This is a genomic window from Micromonospora sp. CA-246542, from assembly GCF_050942905.1.
Classification (GTDB): Bacteria; Actinomycetota; Actinomycetes; order Mycobacteriales; family Micromonosporaceae; genus Micromonospora.
Genome location: NZ_CP192040.1, coordinates 5,952,984 through 5,978,295 on the forward strand (window position 1 = coordinate 5,952,984; position 25,312 = coordinate 5,978,295).

24 protein-coding genes are annotated in these 25,312 nt (G+C 73.8%); 5 read left to right on the plus strand and 19 right to left on the minus strand.

The annotated features are described in order from the left end of the window. Window positions 1-12: 12 nt before the first annotated feature. Window positions 13-879, plus strand: a complete 867-nt coding sequence (locus ACQP0N_RS27565; RefSeq protein ID WP_433115201.1) for an aminoglycoside phosphotransferase family protein — start codon at window positions 13-15, stop codon at window positions 877-879. Between the two features lie 9 nt (window positions 880-888). Here the strand turns inward: ACQP0N_RS27565 and ACQP0N_RS27570 are convergent, their stop codons facing one another. Further along, a complete protein-coding gene (locus tag ACQP0N_RS27570; protein ID WP_433115202.1) occupies window positions 889-1,698 on the minus strand; it encodes an Fpg/Nei family DNA glycosylase in 810 nt (269 codons plus the stop codon). Between the two features lie 207 nt (window positions 1,699-1,905). On the opposite strand from ACQP0N_RS27570, the gene ACQP0N_RS27575 reads away from it, so the two are divergent. The 3 genes from ACQP0N_RS27575 to rocD all read left to right on the plus strand — a co-directional run bounded on the left by ACQP0N_RS27575 (window position 1,906) and on the right by rocD (window position 5,480). Then, window positions 1,906-2,754 (plus strand): thrombospondin, encoded by an 849-nt coding sequence (locus tag ACQP0N_RS27575; protein ID WP_433115204.1) that lies wholly within the window; start codon window positions 1,906-1,908, stop codon window positions 2,752-2,754. A gap of 696 nt (window positions 2,755-3,450) precedes the next feature. Beyond that, window positions 3,451-4,266 carry a dimethylargininase gene (gene ddaH / locus ACQP0N_RS27580; protein ID WP_433121857.1) on the plus strand — a complete coding sequence of 272 codons (816 nt, stop codon included), beginning with the start codon at window positions 3,451-3,453 and terminating at the stop codon, window positions 4,264-4,266. Next, window positions 4,266-5,480 carry an ornithine--oxo-acid transaminase gene (gene rocD / locus ACQP0N_RS27585; RefSeq protein WP_433121859.1) on the plus strand — a complete coding sequence of 405 codons (1,215 nt, stop codon included), beginning with the start codon at window positions 4,266-4,268 and terminating at the stop codon, window positions 5,478-5,480. Before ddaH ends, rocD begins: the two co-directional genes overlap by 1 nt. A gap of 143 nt (window positions 5,481-5,623) precedes the next feature. Here rocD and ACQP0N_RS27590 read toward each other — a convergent pair whose 3' ends face one another. The 9 genes from ACQP0N_RS27590 to ACQP0N_RS27630 form a co-directional block, all read right to left on the minus strand. Continuing rightward, window positions 5,624-6,778 carry an FHA domain-containing protein gene (locus ACQP0N_RS27590; protein WP_355052809.1) on the minus strand — a complete coding sequence of 385 codons (1,155 nt, stop codon included), beginning with the start codon at window positions 6,776-6,778 and terminating at the stop codon, window positions 5,624-5,626. Continuing rightward, the gene (locus ACQP0N_RS27595; RefSeq protein WP_433115206.1) at window positions 6,775-7,068 is read right to left on the minus strand and encodes a 4a-hydroxytetrahydrobiopterin dehydratase; all 294 of its coding nucleotides are present in this window, start codon (window positions 7,066-7,068) and stop codon (window positions 6,775-6,777) included. Before ACQP0N_RS27595 ends, ACQP0N_RS27590 begins: the two co-directional genes overlap by 4 nt. 69 nt (window positions 7,069-7,137) lie before the next feature. Next, window positions 7,138-8,190, minus strand: coding sequence for a fatty acid desaturase family protein (locus tag ACQP0N_RS27600; RefSeq protein ID WP_433115208.1), 1,053 nt, complete (start codon window positions 8,188-8,190; stop codon window positions 7,138-7,140). Between the two features lie 133 nt (window positions 8,191-8,323). Further along, the gene (locus ACQP0N_RS27605; protein ID WP_433115210.1) at window positions 8,324-8,872 is read right to left on the minus strand and encodes an SCO7613 C-terminal domain-containing membrane protein; all 549 of its coding nucleotides are present in this window, start codon (window positions 8,870-8,872) and stop codon (window positions 8,324-8,326) included. Further along, a complete protein-coding gene (locus tag ACQP0N_RS27610) occupies window positions 8,755-10,029 on the minus strand; it encodes a hypothetical protein (RefSeq protein WP_433115212.1) in 1,275 nt (424 codons plus the stop codon). The genes ACQP0N_RS27605 and ACQP0N_RS27610 overlap by 118 nt, the downstream gene beginning before the upstream one ends. Before the next feature lie 724 nt (window positions 10,030-10,753). Then, window positions 10,754-11,746, minus strand: a complete 993-nt coding sequence (locus ACQP0N_RS27615) for a hypothetical protein (protein WP_433115213.1) — start codon at window positions 11,744-11,746, stop codon at window positions 10,754-10,756. 48 nt (window positions 11,747-11,794) lie between these two features. Next, window positions 11,795-12,115, minus strand: a complete 321-nt coding sequence (cutA, locus tag ACQP0N_RS27620; RefSeq protein ID WP_355052805.1) for a divalent-cation tolerance protein CutA — start codon at window positions 12,113-12,115, stop codon at window positions 11,795-11,797. A gap of 9 nt (window positions 12,116-12,124) precedes the next feature. Beyond that, the gene (locus tag ACQP0N_RS27625) at window positions 12,125-13,141 is read right to left on the minus strand and encodes a 1-acyl-sn-glycerol-3-phosphate acyltransferase (RefSeq protein ID WP_433115216.1); all 1,017 of its coding nucleotides are present in this window, start codon (window positions 13,139-13,141) and stop codon (window positions 12,125-12,127) included. Beyond that, window positions 13,141-13,974, minus strand: a complete 834-nt coding sequence (locus tag ACQP0N_RS27630; protein WP_355052803.1) for a patatin-like phospholipase family protein — start codon at window positions 13,972-13,974, stop codon at window positions 13,141-13,143. The genes ACQP0N_RS27625 and ACQP0N_RS27630 overlap by 1 nt, the downstream gene beginning before the upstream one ends. Window positions 13,975-14,138: 164 nt before the next feature. Between ACQP0N_RS27630 and ACQP0N_RS27635 the strand changes: the two genes are divergently transcribed. Then, the gene (locus tag ACQP0N_RS27635) at window positions 14,139-15,638 is read left to right on the plus strand and encodes a protein kinase domain-containing protein (RefSeq protein WP_433115218.1); all 1,500 of its coding nucleotides are present in this window, start codon (window positions 14,139-14,141) and stop codon (window positions 15,636-15,638) included. A 15-nt stretch (window positions 15,639-15,653) separates the two neighbouring features. Here the strand turns inward: ACQP0N_RS27635 and ACQP0N_RS27640 are convergent, their stop codons facing one another. From ACQP0N_RS27640 to ACQP0N_RS27680, 9 genes are all read right to left on the minus strand, one after another. Continuing rightward, window positions 15,654-16,709, minus strand: coding sequence for a glycosyltransferase family 4 protein (locus ACQP0N_RS27640; protein WP_433121861.1), 1,056 nt, complete (start codon window positions 16,707-16,709; stop codon window positions 15,654-15,656). Between the two features lie 141 nt (window positions 16,710-16,850). Beyond that, window positions 16,851-17,519: a BON domain-containing protein gene (locus tag ACQP0N_RS27645; RefSeq protein WP_433115220.1), complete on the minus strand. Its 669-nt coding sequence runs from the start codon at window positions 17,517-17,519 to the stop codon at window positions 16,851-16,853. Window positions 17,520-17,691: 172 nt separating this feature from the next. Beyond that, the gene (locus ACQP0N_RS27650; RefSeq protein WP_433115221.1) at window positions 17,692-19,338 is read right to left on the minus strand and encodes a trypsin-like peptidase domain-containing protein; all 1,647 of its coding nucleotides are present in this window, start codon (window positions 19,336-19,338) and stop codon (window positions 17,692-17,694) included. 62 nt (window positions 19,339-19,400) lie between these two features. After that, window positions 19,401-20,957 (minus strand): sensor histidine kinase, encoded by a 1,557-nt coding sequence (locus ACQP0N_RS27655; protein WP_433115223.1) that lies wholly within the window; start codon window positions 20,955-20,957, stop codon window positions 19,401-19,403. Further along, window positions 20,954-21,655, minus strand: coding sequence for a response regulator transcription factor (locus ACQP0N_RS27660; protein WP_355052798.1), 702 nt, complete (start codon window positions 21,653-21,655; stop codon window positions 20,954-20,956). The genes ACQP0N_RS27655 and ACQP0N_RS27660 overlap by 4 nt, the downstream gene beginning before the upstream one ends. Before the next feature lie 74 nt (window positions 21,656-21,729). Further along, on the minus strand, window positions 21,730-22,341 hold the full coding sequence (locus ACQP0N_RS27665) for a PadR family transcriptional regulator (RefSeq protein ID WP_355052797.1): 612 nt from the start codon (window positions 22,339-22,341) through the stop codon (window positions 21,730-21,732). Beyond that, window positions 22,338-23,162, minus strand: a complete 825-nt coding sequence (locus tag ACQP0N_RS27670) for a DUF4097 family beta strand repeat-containing protein (RefSeq protein ID WP_433115226.1) — start codon at window positions 23,160-23,162, stop codon at window positions 22,338-22,340. Before ACQP0N_RS27670 ends, ACQP0N_RS27665 begins: the two co-directional genes overlap by 4 nt. Window positions 23,163-23,486: 324 nt before the next feature. Beyond that, window positions 23,487-24,419 (minus strand): lysophospholipid acyltransferase family protein, encoded by a 933-nt coding sequence (locus ACQP0N_RS27675; protein WP_433115227.1) that lies wholly within the window; start codon window positions 24,417-24,419, stop codon window positions 23,487-23,489. Then, window positions 24,416-25,189: a GNAT family N-acetyltransferase gene (locus ACQP0N_RS27680; protein ID WP_433115229.1), complete on the minus strand. Its 774-nt coding sequence runs from the start codon at window positions 25,187-25,189 to the stop codon at window positions 24,416-24,418. The genes ACQP0N_RS27675 and ACQP0N_RS27680 overlap by 4 nt, the downstream gene beginning before the upstream one ends. Window positions 25,190-25,312 lie beyond the last annotated feature (123 nt).

Below are 25,312 nucleotides of genomic sequence, written 5' to 3' on the forward strand. Positions count from 1 at the left end.
CAGGATGGCGGGATGGAACTGCCCGAGGGGCTGGGTTGGGTACGAGCGTCAGCGGTGGGCCGGGCCTGGCTGACCGCGCTGCCCACGCTGGTGGCGGAGTGTGCCGAGAGGTGGTCGCTGCGGCTCGGTCCGCCGTTCCGGTACGCGTACGCCTCGCTGGCGCTCCCCGCCGATCTGCCGGACGGTACGGCGGCGGTGCTCAAGGTCCAGTTCCCGGACGAGGACAGCCGGTACGAGGCCCACGCGCTCGGCCACTGGGCCGGCGACGGCGCGATCCGGCTGCTCGCCCACGACCCCGAACGGCGCGCGCTGCTGGTGGAGCGCTGCCGACCCGGTACGCCCCTGCACGAGCTACCGATGGACCGGGCGCTGGACGCGGCGGTCGACCTGCTGCCCCGGCTCTGGCGACCGGCCGGCGCGCCGTTCACCCCGCTCACCGAGGAGGCCGCCGGCTGGCTCGACCGGATGCCGCGCAGTTGGGAACGGGCCGGCCGGCCGTACGAGCGGCGACTCCTCGACGCGGCGCTCGCCCTGCTGGTCGACCTGTCGGCGAGCCAGGGCGAGCAGGTACTCGTCAACCAGGACCTGCACGCCGGCAACGTGCTCGCCGCCGAGCGCGCCCCCTGGCTGGCGATCGACCCGAAGCCGCTGATCGGCGAGCGGGAGTTCTCGGTGGTGCCCCTCGTACGCGGTCCGGAGCTGGGTCACTCGCCGGCCGCCGTCCGGCACCGGCTCGACCGGCTCAGCGCCGACCTGGGGCTGGACGTCGACCGGGTCCGGGGTTGGACGATCGGTCACTGCCTGGCCTGGAGCATCGCCGACCAGGTCGTCTTCGCGCACCAGGTCGAGGTGGTCCGCTGGCTGCTCGGAAACGACTGACGCCGAGGGTCAGCCGGCCTGGCAGGTACGGCACCAGTAGAGGTTGCGGCCGACCAGCTCGCCGCGACTGACCTCGGTGCCGCAGATGTGGCAGGGGGCGCCGGCGCGGCGGTAGACGTACACCTCGCCGCCGTGGCGGTCGACGCGCGCCGGCCGACCCATCGCCCCGGGTAGGTGGGCGTCGCGGACGGTGTCGATCCGACCGTGGTCCAGGGCGAGCCGCATCAGCGCGACCAGGTCGGCCCAGAGGGCGTCCCAGCCGGCCCGGGTCAGCGTCCGACCGGGCATCGTGGGTGGCAACCCGGCCCGGAACAGCGCCTCGGTCACAAAGATCAGGCCGGTGCCGGCCACCACCGACTGATCCAGCAGCAGGGCCGCGAGGGGCGTCGGGCTGCGGGAGATCCGGGCGTACGCCCGCTCGGGGTCGGCGTCGGCGCGCAGCGGATCCGGGCCGAGGCGGGCCCGCAGGGCGTCGACCTCGGGCGGGGTGAGCAGTTCGCAGGCGGTCGGACCGCGCAGATCCAACCAGTGCCGGTCACTGGCCAGTCGCAGCCGCACCTGGCCGACGGGTTCGGGGGGCGTCCCTGATCCGTCGGTGAACTTGCCGTACAGCCCGAGGTGCACGTGCAGGGTCACCTCGTCGGCGAAGTGGTGCAGCAGGTGCTTGCCGTACGCCTCGGTGCCGTCCAGGACGGTCCCGGAGAGCCGCGCGGCGCCGTCGGCGAAGCGGCCCTGCGGGCTGGCGGCGTGCAGCTTGTCACCGGCGAACAGCTCGGCGTGCCGGGCCGCCAGGCGGTGGATCGTGTGTCCCTCTGGCACGGGTGCCAAGGATAGCCAGTCGCACCCGGGGCGACCGGGTCAGCCGTGGCGCTACTCCTTCGCGCCACGCGCCGGGCGGATCGGCACCTGATCGGCGGGCATACCCGGAATCGGTGTCAGGAAACGCCCAGGTGGGTAATTCGGGGTCGCAGCGCGTGGGTGCCACCCCTGAACGTCGGCCACCACGCATTCAACAGGAGGTGTGCAGTGGTCAGGATTCCTTCGCTGTCCCGGCGGTCCGAGCAGACGCCGACGAGGGACGAGAGCCTTGACGGTCCCGATACCCCGGTCACCGAGACGGGCCGGACCGACGACGACGGCCGACCGGTCGTGACCGACCGGGACGCCGACCAGACGACGTACCGCAGCACCACGGCGACCGGCGACGCCACCGCGACCGCCGGACGGACCGGGCGCACCGGCGAGGCCGAGCGACGGGCCGCGGAGCGCGCGGCCGTGGCCCGCGCCGCCACCGCCCGGCCGGTGGAGACCGACACCGCCCGCACGACGGAGGGTGAGAGCCGGTCCGACGTTGCCCGCTCAGGTGCCGCCGCCGCGACCGTCGCGGCTCCGACCATCGAGCGCGACAAGGACCTCGACGGTACGAGCCGAGGGCCGGAGCGCGACACGGACCTCGACCGGACGACGACCCGGCGGCCCGACGTGACCGACCGTCCGGTCGACACGACCCCCGCTCGCGACACCGAGCCGGAGCCGGTGACGCGCGGCCCGAAGCCGCGGGCCAGCCTGCTCGCCACCCTCGGCCTGATCGTCTCCGTCGTCGGCGCGCTGTTCGTGCTGAGCGGCACCCTGGCCGGGTACGGCATCGGGCTCGGCGCGTTCGGCGCGGTGCTGTCGGTGCTCGGCCTGATGGCGACCCGCCGCCGGCACGTCGCCGGCAAGACCGACGCGCTGTTCGGCATCCTCATCGGCCTGGCGGCCGTGGTGGTCGGCGTGCTGGCGATGACCGGTCAGTTCGTCTGGCCGACCACGGACGGCGACTGGGTGCAGCGCCTCCGCGAGTGGCTTGACTCACAGTTTGTGGATCGTTTCTAGCGGGCACTGTTCCGCTCGCCGGTGGTGCACCGGCGAAGAGCCGGCGGTTCGCCGGCAGCCCGACGGTGGTTCACCAGCAGGGCGACACCCTTTCAGGGGCGGCGATTCGCCGCCCCTGAAGTGTGTCCGGGGCCCGCGCCGGCCGTCTCGAGCGGGGGACATCGCCCGCACCCGCACCCCTCCCCCTCCCTCAACCCCCGCATTGCGGTCCCTCCCCGCCTCTCCCTCCCGTTCCCCGCTCCTCCCCCTCCCCCCTCCGTTCGTCCTTTGCTCTGCCTCCCCCTCCCTCCTTTCGTCCTTTGCTCTGCTTCAACCCAGGCAACACCGTCTGTCCGATTACCGGACAGCGGGTGTTGCCTCCGCTGAAGCAGAGCAAAGGACGCGCTCACTACCCTCGCCCCCGGGGCCGCGCCGGCCCGTGCACGGACGGTGTCGCGCCCACGGACGACGTCACGGGCATGCGGACGGTGTCGTCGCACAGCGGTGGCGCGGCTGCCCCGGAGCACCGGCCAGCACTGACCCGCCCATCCACGCAACGAATCGCAGCCGAACAGCCATCAGACGCAACGGATCTACGGTCTGCGCAACTCTCGGTGGTGGATCCTTTCGCTGACGCCGCATAACGTTGAGCAACGGCGCCAGCCCGTGGGCCACGGTGGCCGGGCGCGCCCGACCCCTGGGAGCAGGACAATGACGATGGACGCCACCAGCCAGCGCCTGTTGATGTGCCGGCCGACGTACTTCGCCGTCGACTACGCCATCAACCCCTGGATGGACCCGAGCGCGCCGGTCGACGCCGCGCTGGCCGTCCGGCAGTGGGAACAGCTTCGCCAGACGTACCTTGACCTGGGCCACACCGTCGAGGAGATCACTCCGGTGCCCGGCCTGCCCGACATGGTCTTCGCCGCCAACGGCGGCACCGTGATCGACGGCAGGGCCATGGCCGTGCAGTTCCGCGACCCGCAGCGCGCCGACGAAGCGCCGGCCTACCGGGCCTGGTTCGAGGCCGCCGGGTTCGAGATCTACGACCCGAAGCACGTCAACGAGGGTGAAGGCGACGTCCTGCTGGCCGGCGACCACCTGCTGGCGGGCACCGGCTTCCGGACCGCCCACGCCGCGCACGCCCAGTTGCAGGAGGTCTTCGGCTACCCGGTGATCACCATGCAGCTCGTCGACCCGCGCTTCTACCACCTGGACACCGCGCTGACCGTCCTCGACGAGCGGACCGTGGCGTACCTGCCGGAGGCCTTCTCCCCCGGCAGCCAGGCCGTGCTGCGTCGGCTCTTCCCCGACGCCGTGCACGCCACCATGGCCGACGCCGAGGTGCTGGGCCTGAACGCGGTCAGCGACGGACGGCACGTCGTGCTGCCCGCGCAGGCCACCGACCTGGCCGCCAAGCTGCGCGACCGGGGTTACGAGACCATCGGTGTCGACCTGTCCGAGCTGCGTAAGGCCGGCGGCGGACCGAAGTGCTGCACGCTGCGACTCCGTCAGGGAAAGGCAAGCAAGTGATCGTGGACGACAAGCTGCGTACGCCGGGAGCGGTCCGGGACGCCGAGCGCTGGACGGCGCACAACTACCACCCGCTGCCGGTGGTGATCTCGTCGGCCGAGGGCGCGTGGCTCACCGACGTGGACGGCAAGCGCTACCTGGACTGCCTGGCCGGCTACTCGGCGCTGAACTTCGGCCACCGGCACCCACAGCTCATCGCCGCCGCGCACGCGCAGCTCGACCGGCTCACGCTGACCAGCCGCGCGTTCATCCACGACCAGTTCGCCGACTTCTGCCGGGAGCTGGCCGAGTTGTGCGGCAAGGACCTCGTGCTCCCGATGAACACCGGCGCCGAGGCCGTGGAGACCGGGATCAAGGTGGCCCGCAAGTGGGGTTACCAGGTCAAGGGCGTAGCGGCCGGTCAGGCGAACATCGTGGTGGCCGACGGCAACTTCCACGGCCGGACGACCACCATCGTCAGCTTCTCCACCGACGAGGACGCCCGCGCCGACTTCGGGCCGTACACCCCGGGGTTCACGGTCGTGCCGTACGGCGACCTGGACGCGCTCGCCGCCGCGATCGACGAGAACACCGTCGCCGTGCTGCTGGAGCCGATCCAGGGCGAGCAAGGCGTGGTGGTGCCGCCGGAGGGTTACCTGCCGGGCGTACGCCAGGTCTGCACCGAACGGAACGTGCTGTTCATCGCCGACGAGATCCAGTCGGGTCTGGGGCGTACCGGCCGGACCTTCGCCTGTGACCACGAGGGCGTCGTGCCCGACATGTACCTGCTGGGCAAGGCGCTCGGCGGCGGCATCGTGCCAGTCTCCGCGGTGGCCGCGAACACCGACGTGCTGGGCGTGCTCAAGCCCGGCCAGCACGGCTCCACCTTCGGTGGCAACCCCCTGGCCTGCGCGGTGGCCACCGAGGTCGTACGGCTGCTGGCGACCGGCGAGTTCCAGCGCCGCTCGGCCGAGCTGGGCGAGCGGCTGCGGGCCGGCCTGGAAGGGCTGGTCGGCAAGGGCCTCGTCGGCGTACGTGTCCGGGGCCTGTGGGCCGGTCTGGACATCGACCCGGCGCTGATGAGCGGACGCGAGGCGTGCGAGCGCCTGATGGAGCGCGGCATCCTCGCCAAGGACACCCACGGCTCCACGATCCGGCTAGCCCCGCCCCTGGTGATCACCGAAGAGGAGATCGACCAGGCCATCACGACGCTAGCGGAGGTACTGGCCGCGTAACCCGCCCGGCCTCCCTCCCTCCCACCCACCGCCCCCACGCTGATCATGAAGTTATTGCCCGCCGCCTCGGCGTGTCGTGGCAATAACTTCATGATCAACCGGGGTGGCGTGGGCCCGGCGGCGCCGGGGAGGGGAGGGTGGGGTCAGGGGCGGGGTAGGCGCATCGCCATGGTGGGGGCCTCGGCCATCACCGAGGTGGGGGTGAACGGGGCGCCGGTGGGCAACTCCTCGGCGCGGCCGATCTGCACGCCGGGGTACAGCTCGATCATGTCGTTCTCGCCCAGGACCCGGGACTGCTGCGGCGCGAGCGGGATCCGGTCCGACTCGGCCATCGAGCCGGCCGGTCGGATGCCCGAGCCGTTGGTGCTGATGTCGGTGACGATGACCTCGCCGACCCGCAGCTCGAAGTGGACGTGACCACGGCTGATCCACCGCCGGGCCTCGTCGTTGAGCCACTGCCCGAGCATGATGCCGCCCTCCTGCTCGGGTGCCCGGCCGGCCACCACCGGCTGCTCCTCGCTGAGCACGAACCGCCGCCGGACCAGGCCGCCGACGCGTACCGCGAGCACCTCCGTACGCGGACGCGGGCCCACATCACCGAGCCGCGCGCCGTGCCGGGGGCAGGTCGGTACGCCGTTGCGCAGCGAGGGCGGCGGCTGCGCGGCCGGACTGCGGTCCGCGCCGCCGGCGAGGTCGGCGAACGCGCCACCCCCACCACCGCCGCCGAACAGCGCGCACCCCGACTCCGGGCACCGCCACTCACGGGCCAGCAGCTTCGCTCCGGTGGGCGAGCGCTTGCCGGCGACCGGGGCGTGCCCGCCGCCGACGTGCGCGATGAACGCCGGGCCACCCGCGCCCGGCACCGGGGCGACCACCCGACCCGGCTGCTCGACCAGCCACGGGAACCGTCCACGCAGCCCGTCGAAACGGACCCGGGTGAGCACCGGCACGCCGAGCAGATCGGCCACCTCCAGCATCCGGTCACCGGGATTGTCGAGCACCTCGACCAGCCCGTCGTCCGCCCAGCGGCGGACCACCATCCGCTCGTTGGACGTCAGGTCGGCGTCGGAGAGCAGCGCGCGGTGCACCACCGCGTACACCTGGACGCTGTCCTCCTCCAGCTCGCGGGAGAGCGCGTCGATGACCATGCCGAGGCGCAGCAGGCTCGCCGGCCGACCGCCGTCGATGTCCTGGTAGCGGATGATCTCGGCCAGGTCGAGCACCGCCCGGGCCAGCGACGGGTCCGTGCAGACCCGCCCCTCGATGGCGTCGAGCACCTTGCTGATCTCGAATCTCATGCCGCGCTCCGGACGATGTCGTCAATCCGCCTGGCCAGCTCGATGTCCCGGAGGGTGACCCCGCCGGCCGAGTGCGTGACACAGCGGAAGGTCAGGGTCCGCCATCGGATGTCGATGTCGGGATGGTGGTCGAATTCCTCGGCCACCGCCGCCACCCGGTCCACCACCGCGATGGCGTCCGGGAAACTGCCGAGCTGGGCGGTACGGCCGATGCCGGTCGGGTCACCCGACCAGTCGGACAACCCGCCCAGCTCTTTCCGCACCGCGTCCGCGGTGAGCAGGTCTGCCATGACCAGACCCTACCGGTGGCGCGTCCGCCGGGTCGGACGCGCCACCGGTGGACGGCACAGCGGGACGCGTCAGCCGCGCAACGGCCGGCCCACCTCGTGCAGGTGGGCGAGCGCCTGCCGGTACGACTCGACCAGACCCGTCTCCGCGTACGAGATGCCCTGCTCGGCGCAGTAGGCGCGCACGATCGGCTGCGCCCGGCGCAGGTTGGCCCGGGGCATGTTGGGGAACAGGTGGTGCTCGATCTGGTAGTTGAGTCCGCCCAGCGCGGTGTCGACCAGCCGGCTGCCCCGCACGTTGCGTGAGGTCAGCACCTGCTTGCGGAGGAAGTCCAACTCGTCCTCGGCGGTCGGCATCGGCATGCCCTTGTGGTTCGGCGCGAACGCGCAGCCCATGTAGAGGCCCCACAGCGCCTGGTGCACGGCGGCGAAGAGCAGCGCCTTGCCCGGCGACATGACCGCCAGCAGCAGCGCCACGTAGCCGACGCTGTGTGCCACGAGCAGCGCCGCCTCGACCGCGCGGTGCCGCATCGGGGTGGCGTACCGCCCGTCCGGCCCTCGGCCGACGATCGCCCGGATGCTCGCCGCGTGCAGGTTCAGGCCCTCCAACAGCAGCATCGGAAAGAACAGGTACGCCTGCCGTCGCGCCAGCCACCGACCGAACCCTCGGGTGCCGAGTGCCTGCTCGTACGTCCACACCAGGGCACCCGCCCCGACGTCCGGGTCCTCGTCCTCGTGGTTCGGGTTGGCGTGGTGCCGGTTGTGCTTGTCGACCCACCAGCCGTAGCTGAGCCCGACCGCCGCGTTGCCGGCGACCAACCCGACCAGCTCGCTGGGAAGACGACGACGGAACATCTGACGGTGTCCCGCGTCGTGGCCCAGGAACGCGACCTGGGTGGTGGCCACCGCCAGCACGACGGCGAGCGCCACCTGCCACCACGAGTCGCCGACGAGGACCACGGCGGCCCAGACGGCCACGAACGCGCCGAGGGTGAGCACGATCCGGGCGACGTACGAGGCGGGCCGCCGCTCCAGCAGACCGGCTTGACTGACCCGTCGGGACAACTGTGCGTAGTCACTACCCCGCCGTCGTGCGGGCCGTTCCGCCACCGCTCCGAGCGCCATCGCTGCTCCCCGCTTCATGTGGATCGGACCGGACGGTCCGGGCTTACCGTCAACCCTGCCCAAAAAAGTTGCGCTGAGTAACCCTGGGAACCCCCGTACGGGGGGTAGGGCGAGCCCTACCCCCGAGCTCGACTCAGCCCAGCCGGGCCACCACGGCACGCAGTCGGGCCAGGTCACGCCGCCGCCGCTCGTAGCTCGCGGCCAACCCGATCAACGCCAACCCGCCGACGCCCAGATAGATCCACCGGGGCAGCAGGTCCCAGCCACGGGCCAGCTCGTGCAGCGCCAGGACCGCCAGCACCGCACCCCCGACCAGCACTGGCGCCTGCCAGCGGCGGCGGGCGCCGGCCAGCACGATGCCCAGCGCCGCCGCCCCGAGCAGCAACCGCCGCCACGGCTGCGGGTCCGGCCCGGCCAGCACCGACACCAGGCTCGGCACCAGCGCCGCGACCAGCCCCGGACCGAGCGCCGGCCAACTGGTCAGCCCCGACCGGGTCCGCATCGCCAGCAGCCCCGCCCCGACGGCGAGCGCCGCCGCCGGCAGGGTGTACGCCTCCGGCACGGTCACCCCGCCCGCCGCCAGCAGCACCCACGCCCCGAGCAGCTCGCTGCCGGCGGCGACGGCCGCGAACCGCCACCGTCGACCGGCCGGCTCGCCCCGTCGCAGCAGCCGCAGCGCCACGGCCACCCCCACAGCACGCAGACGGTCGCGAATTGCCGGGCCGACTCGACGGCGAGCACCGCCGCCACCAGCGCCACCGCCTGCGCGGCGGCATCCAGCACCCGGCCGACGAGCACCCGCCGGCCGCTCGCGGCGGCAACGGCGAGGACCAGCACGGCCACCCCCAGCAGCGGGTACGCCGCCGCCCGCACCGGCAGCCCGCCGGCGAGCGTCGCCGACACCGCCAACGCGCACGCCGCCCCCACCGCCGCGACGCTGCCGGCGACGCGTACCCCGGCCAGCCGCGCCCCGACGCCGACGACCACGGCCGCCACGACGAGCGTGCTCTCCGCCACGAGCGTGCCGGACCGGGTGGCCAGGAACCCCGTCACCCCGGACACGGCCAGCACCGCCCCCGTCGGTGCGACGAGCGACGCGAGCGCCCGTCGAGGCGTCCGCAGCGCGGCGAGGAGCAGCGCGGACACCCCGGCGAGCAGGGTGGCCGCCGGCAGCACCGGCCAGGGCGCGCCCAGCGCGACGAGCAGCACCGGCAGCGCGGCACCGGCGAACGGCACGGCGGCCAGCACGGGTGGGCGTACCCGCCGACCGGCCAGCACCGCCGCCACCGCCAGCGTGACGAGCGCCAGCCCGGCGGGGAGCAGCCCACGGTCGGCGACGACGGTCGGCGCGCCGGACCAGACCGGCCCGGGGATCCCGTACGGCGCGAAGAGCGCCCCCACACCGCCGGCAACGCGGCCAGCACCGCGACCCCCGCCAGCACGGCACCCGCCACCAGCACGCCCGACGCGCCGACCACCGACGGCCCCCGACCGACGGCTGCTCCCCGGCCCGACCGGCTCGTCACCGGTCGTCGACAGGCCGCCCCAACGGGCGACGAACGCGACACCGAGCGCCGCCAGCGCGGCGTACAGCGTCACCGGCTCGTCCCCCGCCGCCCACAGCGGCGCGGCGCCGGCCGCCAGCGCGACGACCACCGAGCCCGTCACCGCGTACCCGAGCAGGTCGGTCCGGCGGCGACGCACCGCGAGCGCCGCGACCAGCGAGAGCCCGCCGGCGGCCAGGGCCGCCCGGGCCTGCCACCACGGCGGCGCGCCGGCCGCGAACACCGCCGTCGCGGCGACGCCGGGCAGCGCGAGCTGCGCGACCAGCACACCCACACCCGCCACCCGGCGGTACGCCCCGACCCCCGCCGCGACGCGAGGGCCACCCCGAGCACCCCGGTGGTGCCCAACGCCACCGCCACGCCGACCGGATCGGCGAGCGCCACCAGCAGCGCGTGCCCGAGCAGGACCGCGCCGCCGGACGCCCAGCCGAGCAGGATCGCCGGTCGGGTCGCCGGACGGGCCAGCACGGCGAGCAGCAGCACGGCGCCACCCACCAGGTCCACGGCCACCACCGTCGCCCACGACGCCGTCCAGCCGGCCGGTACGGCGAGCAGCACCGCCACCGCACCGGCCGAGGCGAGCACCGCCCACAGGCGTCGAGGCAGCAGCGACACGGTCGCGGCCAGCGCCAGTGCCACGGCGGGCGCCACCTGCCAGCCCCAACTCAGGTCCGGCCCCCGACCGGCCCCGTGCCACGGTGGCAGCGACCGGGCGGCGGCGGCCACCGCCAACGCGCCGGTGATCAGCACCGTGATCTGCGCCGTGCCAGCGGCGACCAGCAGCGCGCCGGCACGCGGCCCGGCACGCCAACCGGCGGGCAGCAACCGCACCACCCCCGCCAGGACGAGCGCCACCGTCGACGCCGCGAGCAGCAGCAGCGACGGACGCAGCTCGCCCACCGGGCGCAGCAGCGCGGCGGCGAGCACCGGAACCAGCAGCCCCGCGGCCACCGCCCGCAGCGCCGCGCCACCGACCAGCCACGCCGCGCCGACCCCCGTCACCGCGACCAGCAGCAACGGCCCCCGGCCAGCAGCGGCGTACCCGCCGCCCGGCCCAGCAGCAACGGCACCAGCGCACCCGCGGCCGCAGCGGCCAGCGCGCCGACGTGACCCACCCCGGCGAGAACCCGCCCGGCGAGCCGGGCGCCCGCCACGCCGTCACGCAGCGCGACCAGCACCCCGAGGTCGAGCAGCGCCACCCCGAGCAACACCAGCGCCCAGCCGTCCGCGCCGACCTCGGCCTCCACCGCGAGCAGCGGCAGCACCGGCTGGGCCGCCACCAGCGCGGTGAACCAGGGCCCGGCCAACCCGCTGAGCCGCCCGTACGCGACGGCGACCACCGCGCTGGCCCCCCCGACCAGCGCGGCGTACCGGGTACCCGGCCAACCGGACACCCCGGCCAGGTCCACCGACCAGGCGGCGTACCCGTCGAGCAGCACCAGCAGCAGGCCCACCGCGGCGAACGTCTCCGCCGTCCCCCGTAGACCCCGCCGGACCACCAGCAGCGGGACGGTCAGGACCAGGGCCGTGACCGCCGCCAGGATCAGCGCCCGGCCACCGACCCCCACGGCCGCCCAGGCCACCGCCGTGAAGACCACCGCCGCCGTGCCGAGCAGCAGTCCACCCAGGACGAACAGCAACCCCTGGACGGTCCGCGTCGAGGTCTCCGCCACGCCGGGTGCCGGCGTGGCCACCGCCGGCGTCGACGCGGCGAGCGGCGTCGCCGGCACCACCGGAGTCCCCGCCGCCCGCTGTGCCCGCACGACGGCGGCCAGCTCGGCGCGCCGCCGCGAGGTCGCCGCCAGCAGGCCCGCCAACTCGGTGTACGTCCGGCGGGCCCGCTCGACCTCGGGTTCGAGTCGAGCCACCTCGCGGCCGAGTCGGACCACCTCGGCCGCCGTCGGGTCCGGTGGGCGGTGGCAGCCGGCGCAACCGGCGCTCAGGTCGGCCGGGCCGCCACAGGCGGGGCAGGGATAGCGGGTGTCGTCCACCCGGTCATCATCGAGAAGCCGGTGGGGTACGGCCCAGAGTAGGCGTACCTAGGGTCGGGTGTGGTCGTGCACCCAGGCCGCGTAAGCGGGGTCCCCGCTCTCCACTCTCGACACGAGGATCTCCGGAACCTCGTACGGGTGGCTGGCCCGGATCTGGTCCACCAGCGCGGCCAACCGGTCCGGCGCGGTCTTGAACTGCACGGACCACTCGGTGCTGGTCTCCACCCCGGAACGCCACCAGTAGGTGCTGTCCACCTGACCGCCGACCTGGGCACAGGCGGCGAGCCGCCCGGCGACGGCCGCGGCCGCCAACACGTCCGCGACCGAACGCGCATCCACCACCGTCGTCACCACGCAGATCTGCTCCACGAGCGCACCCTACGCGGAGACCTCACGGTTGGCGGCGATCCACGTGTCGATCTGCGCCCACCAGTCGAAGAGCCAGTCGATGCGCTGCTGCCGCTCGGTCGGCACCTCCTCCGGCGGCACCGACCAGAACCGCATCACGATCCGCTTGTCCATGGGCAGTTCCCGCCACACGTCGCCGATGCTGACCAGCTGGTCCAGACCGGTGTGGGCGACGAAGATGACCCCGGCGTCCGGTGCGGCGTCCAACGCGGCGAGCACCCCACCGGGCTGCGGGGCGAGCACGTGGCGCATCCGTTCGGCACGCCTCGCCATGCGTTCCAGACCGAGCGAGCGGAGCCGGGCGATGGCGCGCAGTCGCCGCCTCGGGGTGAAGTTGCCGCCCTCCGGGAAGATCACGAAGGCGTCGTTGTCGTCCAGGCCGGTGGCCAGGTGCCCGACCTGGCGTACGGTCTCCTCGCCACGCTGTGCCGTGGGCGCGATGAACCGGTTGGGCAACCGGTTGAGCAGCACGTCGATCGCCGGGTCCCACTGGAGGCTGTCCTTGAGGACGATCCGCGGCTCCCGCTTGAACCAGTTGACCAGCCCGTGGATCAGGATGAACGAGTCGCCCGGCCCGGCGTGCCGGCACAGCACCAGCTCGGGCCGGCCGGGCAGGGCAGTGTCCGGGTCGGTGCCGACCACGTCGATGCTCAGCCGCAGCGACCAGCGGGCCTGCCAGAACAGCACCCGCAGGAACCAGCCGGCCAGCACGTAGTGCGCGCGCTGGAAGGCCGGCGACCGGCTACGCCAACCGAAGCCGGAGGCCAGCCAGAGGACGAACAGGGCGAGCAGCGCCGCGGCGTCCCAGACCAGGTAGACACAGCCGATCCAGAGCAGCCGCAGGGGACGCAGCCGGCCCGGGACCAGCGGTGAGGCAGCCGCGGCCAGCAACGCCCAGACCGGCAGCGTGGTCACCACGACGACCGCGAGCAGCACCACGCCGGGAGCGATCAGCAGCCGCCGCAACCACCTGGGAGGAAGCGGCATCAACGTTCCACGTGGGTGGCGAGGTAGCGGCGGGAAGCGGTGTACGCCCGGCTGATCCGGCGGCCCACCGCCGCCATGTCCCGGTACGCCCACGGCGTGTCGTCGCGCGGATTCAGCCCACCGGTCGGAAGGACGTGCACCTCCACCCCCTCGGGCAGCGCGGCCATCTCCCGGAAGAAGCGGTGCCGGCGGGAGATCTCGAACGCCACCTGCGCGATCTCCCACGGCCGCCGGGGCGGCGTCAGCTCCCGTTCGATCCGGCCCACCTGGAGGACGAAGACCTGACTCGCGCCCGCGGCCACCGCCTCGCCGATCGGGATGGAGTTGACGATGCCGCCGTCGATGTAGTGCGCGCCGTCGATCTCCGTGGGCGGGAGCAGACCCGGCACCGACGCCGACGCCAGGACGGCCGGCACGACCGGGCCGCTGGTGAACCAGTGTTCGGCGGCCCGCTCGATGTGGGCGGCGCAGCAGCGGAACGGCACCCGCAGGTCGGCGAAGGTGGTGTCCACGCCCAGCTCGGATTCGAGCAGCCGGCGCAGCGGCCGGGGCGAGTGCAGATGGGTACGGGCGGCGAAGCGGCGCAGTTGCCGGGCGACCGAGTCGCCGTACACCTCGCTGGCCTCGGGGGACGCCCAGAGCCGGACCAGCCGGTCGGTCACCGCCTCGGACGGGTCGGCGGCGACCAGCGCGCCGTTGACCGCGCCGATCGACGTGCCGAGCACCATGTCGGGCTGGATGCCGGCGCGGAACAGGGCGCGCAGCATGCCCACCTCGACGGCGCCGAGCACCCCGCCGCCGCCGAGTACGAACGCCACCGGTCCCGGAGCCATGTCCTCATCCTGGCACGGGCCCGCCGCCCACCCACGGGCCGCCGCCACCGGACGGTCGGCGCACCCCAGCCACCGTCCGCCGACGATCCGTACCGTCGGCGTTGACAGGGTGGACACATTCGCGCAACCTGATACCGCTCCCACCCCGAGGGCAGGTGCGATCCGTGAAGGCAGCATTGCATCCGGGCCGCTTGCTGGCCCGCAGGTACCGACTCATCGACCAGATCGGTGCCGGCGGCATGTCGGTCATCTGGCGCGCGCGGGACGAGGTGCTCGACCGCTTCGTGGCGCTCAAGGTGCTCGCCGCCTCGCTGGCCGCCGACGCGCGGTTCCGCGACATGGTGCGGGAGGAGGCGCGCGCCGCCGCCCAGTTGGTGCACCCGCACGTGACGTCGGTGCACGACTACGGCGAGACGGTCGACCCGGACGGCTCCATCACCTCGTTCGTCGTGATGGAGCTGCTCAGCGGCGAGGAGTTGGAGCTACGGCTCACCGAGGGGCCACTGCCGTGGGCCGAGGCCGTCGAGGTGGGCGCCCAGGTCGCCGACGCGCTGGCCGCCGCGCACCGGCTCGGCATCGTGCACCGGGACATCACCCCGGCCAACGTCATGATGACGGCGATGGGGGTAAAGGTCCTCGACTTCGGCATCGCCACCCGGATCGGCGCACCGGACGAGGACGAGGACGGCGGCACGTTCGGCACCCCGGCGTACGTCGCCCCGGAACGCCTCGACGGCGCGCCCGCCCAGCCGGCCACCGACGTCTACTCGCTCGGCGTACTGCTGTACGAGGCGTTGACCGGGCGGGTGCCGTACCCGGCGGACACCTGGGAACAGCTCAGTGCCGCGCTCGCCGACGGCCCCGCGCCGACGCTGGCCGGCGTGCCGGAGCTGCCCACCGAGGTCGCCCGGATCTGCCTGCGCAGCCTCGCCCGCGACCCGGCCGACCGGCCGACGGCCCGGCAGGTCGCCACCGTGCTGCGCGGCCACCTGCTGGCGCCCGACCCGCCGAACGCCACGATCGCGGTGCCGGTCCTGACCCCGTCGGGCTCGTCGCCGCAGCCGACCGTCGCTCCGGCCGCGCGGGCGGGCGTCATGACGGTGGTACGCGCCGACGACGTGGCCCGGCCGCTGACCTCGCCCGGCGACGGTCCCGGCCGGTCGTTCCGACGTCCGGCGCTGCTCCTGATCCCGGTGGTCCTGGCCGTCGCCGTGGCGCTCGCCGGGGTGGCCCTGCTCCCCGACGACCAGCCGCGTCGCCAGGTGCGGCCCAGTGCCGGCCCGACGACGCCCGCACCCAGCGAGCCGCCGACCGATCCGCCCGCCGCCGCACCGTTCCAACCGGCGCCGGCGAGGTCGTCGGCGCCGCCCAGCGCCGCGTCCACCGCCGGGCCGGGCACCCTCGCCGAGGCTGGCATCCGCGTCAACGCGCTTGTCGACGCCGGGGTGCGCGACGGGGAGATCCGTAGCGATGTCGGCCTCGACCTGCGCCAGTCGCTGGGCAATCTGCTCGTCGCCGTCAGCTCCGGCCAGGACGAACTGGCACCATCGGTGGCGCGGCTGCGGGCGAAGGTCGCCGTCCGGCTCGGCGAGGGAGCGATCAGCCCGGCGTACGCGCAGCGGCTCGACGCCGCGATCGCCGAACTGGGCGCGGCACGTGTCTGAACCGGGGCGCGGCGGTCAGCGCACCGCGACGGTGGCCGTGCCCCGCACGTCGGCCCGGCCGAGGGCGAAGCGCTGGTAGACCTCCTCGTAGCCGTACGCCATCCGCTCGACCGAGAAGTTCTCGGCGACGTGCTCGACACAGTCGAGTGGGTCCAGCTCCCGGGCGGCCAGCAGCGCGGCGGGCAACTCCTCAGGCCCGCGGCAGACCAACCCGGTACGTCCCGGACGCACCAGTTCCGGCACCGCGCCCCGGTCCAGGGCGACCACTGGCGTACCGGTCGCCATCGCCTCCAGCATCACCATGCCGAACGGCTCGTCCCACTGGATCGGCATGATCAGGCAGCGGGCGTCGACGAGCATCCGCAGGGTCTCGGCACGGTCGGCGTTGAGGACGACTGTCACGTCCTCGTCGAGAAGCGGCTCGACGACCTGCTCGTAGTAGCGCCGCTCGGCCGGCTCGTTGCACTTGCCGGCCAGCAGCAGCGGTAGGCCCGCCTCCCGGCAGGCGCGGATGGCGACGTCCGGGCCCTTGTCCGGGCTGAACCGGGCCAGCCACAGCACCGGCCCGGGACCCGGCTCGGTCTTACGCGGAAAGCCCCGCAGGTCCAGCGCGTTGTGCACGGTGCCGGCCCAGGGCAGACCCGTGTTGAGTCGACGCTGGGCGTGCGAGATGGCCACCAGAGCGACGTTCTCGTCGGCGTCGCCGAGCACGTCGCCGTACTCCCCCACCGGGTTGCCGTGCACGGTCGCCACCGTCGGCACCGACCGGCGACCGGCCACCAGCGGGCCGATCGTGCTGTGGTCGTGGATCACGTCGAAGTCGGCCGGCGTGATCAGGCGGTTCACCCGGGCCAGGTGCGCCAGCTCCGGCAGCGACTCGCCGAGTCGTTCGTACTGCACCTCCGCCACGGTGGAGACGAAGCCGCTGGCCGCGGTGCCATGCTGCTCACCGGCGCCGAACAGCGTCAGCGCGTGACCGTGCGCGGTCAATGCGTCCACCAGGCCGGCCACCACCTGTTCCAGGCCGCCGTAGCCGGGCGGCGGCACGGAGAGCCAGGGCGGTACCACCATCGCGATGCGCAACGACCGCTCCGGCGGGCGGTCGGCGGGCGGGTGGTTCACGGCCACGAGTCCTCCCCGTTGGTCCCCCGGTCGGCATGGTTCGCGGCGGGTTCCCCCCGCGACCACCGATAAACCGGACAAGACGGACGCTCACCCGCCGACCAGGAGTTGGTCGTGCACGACCCGCACACCCGGCGTGGACCACGCCACCCGCTCCACCTGGTCCCGTTCCCACCATGAGCGGACCACCCCGGCGAGGACCAGCGTGTCACCGTCCACCTCCACCGTCACCCGTTCGCCGCCGAGCGTCCGCGCCAGCGCGCGCTGGACGTCCTGCCGTGTCCGCTCGTCCGGCGGCGGCGTCGACGGTCGCACCTCGACGAGGTTCGTGACACCCCGTACGCCTTCCAGGCGGCGCAGCTCCCCCTCGGCGGCGCGGCGCTGCCAGCCGAACTCGACCTCGCCGCGCAGCATCAACCAGCCGTTGGCCACGCTGACGTCCAACCGCTCGGCGGGCACGAAACTGTCCCATTCGAGGGCGCGGGACGCCGCGAGGGCGATGTCACCGTCGGTACGCCCCGGCGTCCCCGGTAGCCGTACCTCGATCTCGTCGGCCACCGCGCGTACGCCCCGGACCCGCTGGGCGCACCGGGTGGCCGCCCAGCCACGGGCAGCGCCGTCGACGTACCCGGTGAGGGTGACCACCCCCTGGTCGACGGTCACCCCGATCTCGTTCGGCAGCACCTGCGGATCCCAGGCCAGCTCGGCCAGGACGTCCCGCTGGATCCGCTGGTCGTCCTCGACATCCACCGTGCTCATCGGCCCACCCCCGTACGCTCGCCGGCTCGCCCCACGAGCCTTCCGGGCACACGGGTGACGGCGGTTCACCCGAACCGGGTGAAACCGCCGTGGAAAAAAGCGGCGGGTGACGGAGCCAACCCCCTTGGCTCCGCCACCCGCCGCCGGAGGGAGGCAGGTTCTGTGGTGTCGGTCAGGACGTCTCGGTGAGCGTCACCGTCGCGGTCTTCTCGGCCCCGTTGCGCTTGAAGTGCAGCTCGACCCGGTCGCCGACCTTGCCGGCCTGCACCGCGCCGACCAGGTCGTCGGAGTCGTTGATCGCCTTGTCGCCGAAGCGGGTGACCACGTCGCCCTGCTGGAGGCCGGCCTTCTCGGCGGGGCTGCCCGGGGTGACCGAGGCGACCAGCGCGCCGCCACCCTCGGCCTGGTTGACACCGACCCCGAGCGACGGGTGGCTGACCTTCTCGCCGCGCTGGAGCTTGCCCGCCACGTCCTTGGCCTTGTTGCTCGGGATGGCGAAGCCGACGCCGATGTTGCCGGTGCTCTGCCCGGAGGTGGCGATGGCGGTGTTGACGCCGATCACCTCACCCCGGGTGTTGACCAGCGCGCCACCGGAGTTGCCGGGGTTGATCGGCGCGTCGGTCTGCAGCAGCCCGGAGATCGAGCTGACCGCCTGGCCCTGCTGCCTCGGGTCCTGCTGCTGGCCCTCGCCGGCCCGGATGGTGCGGTCCCGGGCGCTGAGGATTCCGGCGGTCACCGAGCCCTGGAGGCCAAGCGGGCTACCCAGGGCGAGAACCTGGTCGCCGACCTGCATGGCGTCGCTGTCGCCGAACTTTGCCGGCTTGAGGTCGCTCACGCCGTTGGCCTTGACCACCGCCAGGTCGGTCTTCGGGTCGGTGCCGACGATCTTCGCCTGGACGTTCCTGCCGTCGGCGAAGACGACCTGCACGGTGTCCCCGCTCGCGGAGGCGACCACGTGGTTGTTGGTGAGCACGTAGCCGTCGGCGGTGAGCACCACACCGGAGCCCTCACCGCTGTCGGTGGCGATGGAGACGACGCTGTCCTGTACGGCGGCGGCGATCTTCGGCAGGTCCGCGCTGTTGAGCACCGGCGCTGCCGTGTAGGTGCGGGTGACGCCGCCACGGTCGCCGTCGAGGGCGAGCGCGAGCGCCCCACCGGCCACGCCGGAGCCGAGCATCAGGGCGAACACCGCCACACCGGCGCCCGCGAACTTGGCGATCCGGCCCGGTCGGGGCCCGGAACCGGGCGGCGTGGCCTGCGGGCCCCAGGGCGGCACGGGCTGTCCCGGGTGCTGCGCGTGCTGTCCGAGGTGCTGCGGGTGCTGGGCGTGCTGTCCGGGGTGCTGCGGGTAGGCCCCGCCCGGCTGGCCCCCGCCGGCCCAGCCGGACTGCTGGCCCGCGTACCAGGGGGCACCCGGGTAGCGACCGTCGGTCGGCTGCGGGTAGCCGTGCTGGCCGGGCGCCGGGTGGCCGGAGACCGGGTACGGCGGCGCGGACGCGCCGGCGGTCGGCGGCTCGTACCCGGTGGGCTGGCCGGCGGCCGGCTGGTACCCGGAGGTCGAGGGCTCGTACCCGGTGGGCTGCGCGGCGGTCGGCGGCTCGTACCCGGTGGGCTGGCCGACCGGCGCGGTCGGCGCGTCGTCGGCGGCCGGGGTGGCGGCGGCCGGGGTGGCGGTCCCGTCGGCCGAAACGACCGGAACGGGCGTGGTGGGAGAGTCGGACTGCGCGCGCTCGTCGCGCGGCAGCTCGGCGGTGGGGTGCGACGGCTCGGCGTCGGTGGGGGCCGGCCGGCGCTGCGGGTCGGACTCAAACTCGGTCATGTCCCTACCTTCTCCCCCGGCACTGCGACCAAGCTGGAACCGTCCTGGAAGTTGGCTGAAAGTCACTCGCCGCTCTCCTCGGTCGACGGCAGCAGCGGCAGCCGGACCCGGAAGGTCGCCCCACCACCCGGCGTCTCCGCCACCTCGACCGAACCGTGGTGGGCGGTCACCAGAGCCGCCACGATGGCCAGGCCGAGGCCCGTACCGGTGTTGCCGTCGGCGCGTCGGGTCCGCGCCGCGTCGGCGCGGTAGAACCGCTCGAACACCCGCTCCGCCTGCTCCGGGGAGAGCCCCGGGCCGGTGTCCGCCACCTCGATGACGGCGAGGTTGCCCGTCTCGGCGCGCAGTCGCAGGCGGATCTCGGCGTCCGGTGGGGTATGGGTGAGGGCGTTGGTGACGAGGTTGCCGATGACCTGGCGCAGGCGCGCGTCGTCGGCGAAGACGACGAGCGGACCCGATCCGGGCTCGATGTCCAGGTCGATCCGCCGGTCCGGGGCCATCGCGCGGGCCGCCTGCACCGCGTCGGAGGCGAGCACCGGCAGCTCCACCGGGGCCAGCGAGAGCGGGCGCTCCCGGTCCAGCCGGGCCAGCAGCAGCAGGTCCTCCACCAGCAGACCCATCCGGGCCGCCTCGTCCTCGATCCGGCGCAGCAGGCCGGCGGTCTGCTCCGGCGCACGGGCCGCGCCCTGCCGGTACAGCTCGGCGAAGCCGCGGATGGTGGTCAGCGGGGTCCGCAGCTCGTGCGAGGCGTCCGCCACGAACTGCCGCATCCGCTCCTCGGAGCGCCGGGCCCGCGCCTCGGACGTCTGGGCCGCGGCGGCCGCGTCCCGGGCGCTGCTCTCCGCCGAACGGGCGGCTGTCTCGGACGCCGCGCGAGCGGTGAACGCCGCCTCGATCTGGGTGAGCATCGCGTTCAAAGCGCGGGACAACCGCCCCAGCTCGGAGGTGGGATGCTCCTGGCCCTGTTCGGGGTCGGGCACCCGGCGGGTGAGGTCGCCCCCGGCGATGGCGGCGGCGGTCTGTTCGATCTCGACGAGGGGTTTGAGGCTGGTCCGGACGATCGCCGCGCCGACCGACGCCAGCATGATCAGCACCGCGCCACCGACCAGGAGGTCTATCCAGACGAGCTGCTTCACCGCCCGGTCCACGTCGGTGAGCGGCTGACCCACGGCCAGCACGGAACCGTCCGGCTGGGGGGCGTAGTACACCCGCCAGCGGGTGTAGCCGTTGTGGGCCAGGACGGTCTGCGGCTCGCCCTCCTCCGCCTCGAAACCCGCGCGGCTGGTGGGGAACGCGGGCAGTTGGTCGGGGTCGTAGCTGAGACGGTCGTATTTGGGCTGGTACACCTGCTGCTCGTCGGCCACGATGACGACGTAGTCGCTGGGCAGCATCGCGCCGACCTCACCGCTGCGCAGCTTCGGGAGCAACTGGCCGAGGCCCTGGGCGGTCGACCTGACCTGCCCGTCGACCTGGCCCTGTAGGTAGTTGCGCAGGAAGTAGGCGGTCAGCGAGCTGATCACCAACAGCGCGACGGCGACGAGCGTGAGCACCGAGGTGACCAGCTTGAGCCGCAGCGGCACGCTGCGGACCCGCACCCTCGCCTGCTGGACCGGGTTCACGCCGCCGGCTTGCGCAGCACGTACCCCACGCCCCGGAGGGTGTGGATCAACCGGGGCTGCCCGGTATCCACCTTGCGGCGCAGGTAGGAGATGTAGGACTCGACGATGTTGTCGTCGCCCCGGAAGTCGTAGTTCCAGACGTGGTCGAGGATCTGCGCCTTGCTCAGCACCCGGTTGGCGTTGAGCATCAGGTAGCGCAGCAGCTTGAACTCGGTCGGGGAGAGCTGCACCCGCTGCCCGGCGCGGTGCACCTCGTGGGTCTCCTCGTCCAGCTCCAGATCGGCGAAGGTGAGCCGGGACGGTGCCTGCTCGCCGGTGGTGGTGCGACGCAGCACGGCGCGGATCCGGGCGGTCAACTCCTCCAGGCTGAACGGCTTGGTGACGTAGTCGTCGCCGCCCAGGGTGAGCCCGCGGATCTTGTCGTCGGTGGCGTCCCGCGCGGTCAGGAAGACCACCGGGGTACGCGTACCGCCCTCGCGCAGCATCCGGATGACCTCGAAGCCGTCCAGGTCCGGCAGCATCACGTCGAGCACGACGAGGTCGGGCCGGTGGTCCTTGGCGGCGTTCAGGGCCGCGCTGCCGCTGGTCGCGGTGGCCACGTCGAAGCCCGCGAAGCGCAGGCTCGCGGAGAGCAGTTCGAGGATGTTCGGGTCGTCCTCGACGACGAGAAGTCGCGCCTCGGTCTGGGTAGCGGGCATGGGCCCAATCATCGGTGAACTCACTGCACCGGCGCTGGACGCTTCCTGGAAAAATCCTGTGAGTCGCCGAACGGTCAGCGCAGCAGCCGGCGCAGCCCGTCCAGGGCCCCGTCGAGCAGCCGGATCGCCGTGCGCAGTTGAGTGTCGCTGAACTGCCGCCCGCGCGCCAGGCGGCTCACCTCGCCGGTGAACGAGGCCAGCCGCTCGTCGAACTCGTCGAGCAGGGCGGCGCGTGGCGCGTCGGGCGGTGGCGGTCGGTGCGACGACGCGGAGGGTGCCCACCGCGCCCGCCGGGTCTGCCGGGCGGCCTCGCTCAGCTCCCGCTTGAGGTCACGCGTCGAGCCGCGCACCTCGCTGCGGATCTCGCCGGCCAGGGTGGAAAGATCCGCCACCGAGGCCGCGATGTCCGCCTCCAACGCGGCCAGCTCACCGGCGCGTTGGCGCAGCTCGTCAAGGCCGGCGTCGGTGATGGAGTACGTCTTGCGACCACCGGCGGCGGTGTGGCTGACCAGCCCTTCGGCCTCCAACCGTTGCAGCCGGGGATAGATGGTGCCGGCGCTGGGCGCGTAGAGCCCGAGGAACCGGTCCTCCAGGAGGCGGATCAGCTCGTAGCCGTGCTTGGGACCGTCGTCCAGGAGCTTGAGCAGGTAGAGCCGGAGCCGTCCGTGGCTGAACACGGCGGTCACGGCAGCTCCTCGGAATCGTCGTCGACCGCTCGGGCGAGCAGGGCGATGCTGCCCGAGGTCGCGGAGGCCCAGAGCTTACCGTCACCGCTGCCGAGCACCCCCTCGCTGTTCGGCAGCGGGAAGGTCGAGCTGCGGACCTGCGGGAAGCCGCTGGTGATCCGGCCGGCGGCGGTGTTCAGCCGGACGGAGAGGTCGCTGTCCTCGCGGACCCGGACGGTGATGCTGCCGGAGATCGTGGCGAGCCGGATGTCGCTGCGTCGGGGATTGTCCAGGTCGCAGGTGATCGCGCCGGAGACCGTCTGCGCCCGCACCCGCTCGGCGGCGCTGTCGGCGAGGATCACCTCCCCGGAGACGGTCTCCAGGGTGAGGTCGCCGCGCACCCCGAGCGCCTCCACCGGCCCCGAGGTGAGCTTCGCGAAGGTGGTGCCGCGCAGCCCCATGAGAGTGATCTGGCCGGCGGCGAGGTCGACGGTGGTTTGCCGGCGCAGCCCGGAGACGACCACCGAGCCGGCGCCCAGGCCCAGGTCGGCGAGGACGTCGGCGGGTACGGCCACCGAGACGTCCACCCGGGGGAAGCGGTGGATCGCCCGGAGGCCGCGCAGGAAGTTCGGCCAGCCCCAGTCCCGCTCCTGGCGGATGCTGAGGCGACCGTCGGAGTGGTCGATCAGGACGGGTCGACGGCCGACCTCGGTGATGTCGATCCGGGCCGGCCCGTCGGCGGCGACCACGTTGAGCCGTCCGCTCACGAGGCGGACGTCCAGCCGGGTGACCGGACCGTCCAGGGTGAGCCGCTGCGGCGTCTCGACCGTCCATCCGGCCATGGCTGTGCTCCTCTCGAGGACACGGAGGGTGCCTCCCGAGAAGACAGTAACGCGATACATCGCGATACGACAAGACTGTCGCGAGACGTTGTGCCTCGGCACCCGCCAAGACCGGGCAGTTTCCCGGATGTTGCTGCCTCCGGCGCGCCGGAGGCAGCAACATCCCGGTTGTTGCGCGGATCTTGACCGGCGTTCCCGCACGCAAGCGGACGCGTCACGCGAGGCGGGGGCCGGCACCGCGAGCGAGGGCCGGCACAGGGCGGAGGCCGGCACAGGACGGGGGCCGGCCACAGGACGGGGGCCGGCCACAGGACGGGGGCCGGTTCAGGCGGCCAGGTCCAGTTCCCGACCGGGGTTGGGCGTCGGCTCTGGGAGGGCCGGGGGCAGGGTGGCGACGGGCCGCAGCCGGGTCCGCGCCGGGACGGCCGCCACCAGGTGTACGGCCGACTCGGCGGCCCGGGCCAGCAACCGCCGGTCGGCGTCCTGCCCCGGGTGCAGCGCGGCGGCGATCGTCACCGACACCACCAGGTGCCGGGCCGCGACCACCCGGGCCACCGAGCGCAGCAGGGTGTCCGCGCCGAGGAACGCGGCGACCGTGGTGCACGCCCCGGTGTCCGCGATCCGGTACCCGAGACGCAGCGGCACCACCGGAGCGCCCGCGTCGATCGCCGCCTGGAACATGGCCGGACGGAAGCCGCCCCCGGGGCGACACTCGGCCGCGCCGTTCCCGGCACACCAGGTCGTACCCTCGGGAAAGACCGCGACCGACCGGCCGGCGCGCAGCGTGTCGGCGAGCCGGCGCACGGTGGCCGGCAGCGCGCGCGGGCGCGACCGGTCCACGAAGACGGTGCCCGCGGCGGCGGCCAGCAGCCCCACCACCGGCCACGACCGGATCTCCCGCTTCGCCACCATCCGGGTGGGCGCGACCGAAAGCACGGCGAGGATGTCCAGCCACGACACGTGGTTGGCGACCAGCAGCGCGCGCCGCCGGGGCAGCCGCCCCTTGATCACCAGCCGGACGCCGAAGGCGCGCACGGTGCCACGGGCCCAGGCGCGCAGCAGGGCCTGCCGCTCCGACGCCGGCAGTACGGGCAGCAGCACCGCCACGCCCACCCCGGCCAGCAACATGCCGCCCGCCGCGACCAGCCGGAGCACCCGGCGGGCCACCGACACCGTGGGCACCTCGCCGGTTGCCGGCAGGCAGTCGTCGTCGCAGCCCGACGAGGGCCGCCACAGGTCGTGCGCCGCGACGCTCACCGCTCGTCCCCGCCCAGGAAGTGCCGCAGGTAGCGCGGGTTCATCCGGTCGAGGGAGAAGAGCACGTAGAAGTCGGCGCACCCGAAGTCGGGGTCGTACGACGGCTCACCGCAGATCCACGCGCCGAGTCGCAGGTAACCGCGCAGCAGCGGCGGGACCGCCACCCGGGCGGCCGGATCGGTGGCGGGAGTCAGGGCGGCGGCCGGCTCGGCGAACCACGGACGCAGCGGCCGGACCCGCAGCGGCGGCGGCGACAGGTGCCGGGCCTGGGCCTGGGCCCACACCCCGGCGACCGTACGACCGCCGTCGTCGACCGGTACCGAGGCGCAGCCGCCGAGCCAGCGCGAGCCGCGCAGGTGCAGGTAGCGGGTGAGCCCCGCCCACATCAGGTTGATCACCGCGCCGGAGCGGTGGTCCGGATGCACGCAGGACCGGCCCGTCTCGACGAGGTCGTCGCGCAGTGGGTCCAGCGCGGCGAGGTCGAACTCGCTCTCGGCGTACCGCCGGTCGGTACGCCCCGGCGGCAGCAGCCGGTACGTGCCGACCACCTGCCCGGTGCTGTCCTCCCGGACGATGAGGTGGTCGCAGTGGGCGTCGAAGGGGTCCACGTCCAACCCGGCTCCACCGGGTGCGAGGGTGGCGCCCAACTCGGTGGCGAACACCTCGTGGCGCAGGCGTTGCGCGGCCGCGACCTGGGTGGGGTCGTCGGCGATCAGCAGGGTGTATCCGCTGGTCGTCAGTGGCGTGCCAGCGACATGCAGAACGGCCATGGGATCTGTGTAAGGGCCCTGGGTGCCATCGGCGGGCACCGCTGGTGTCGGACGGATGAACGCCGGTCGGCGGATGCCTGCGGGATGCCGTCGTGCGAGGCTGCGGGACGGACCGGCGACGAT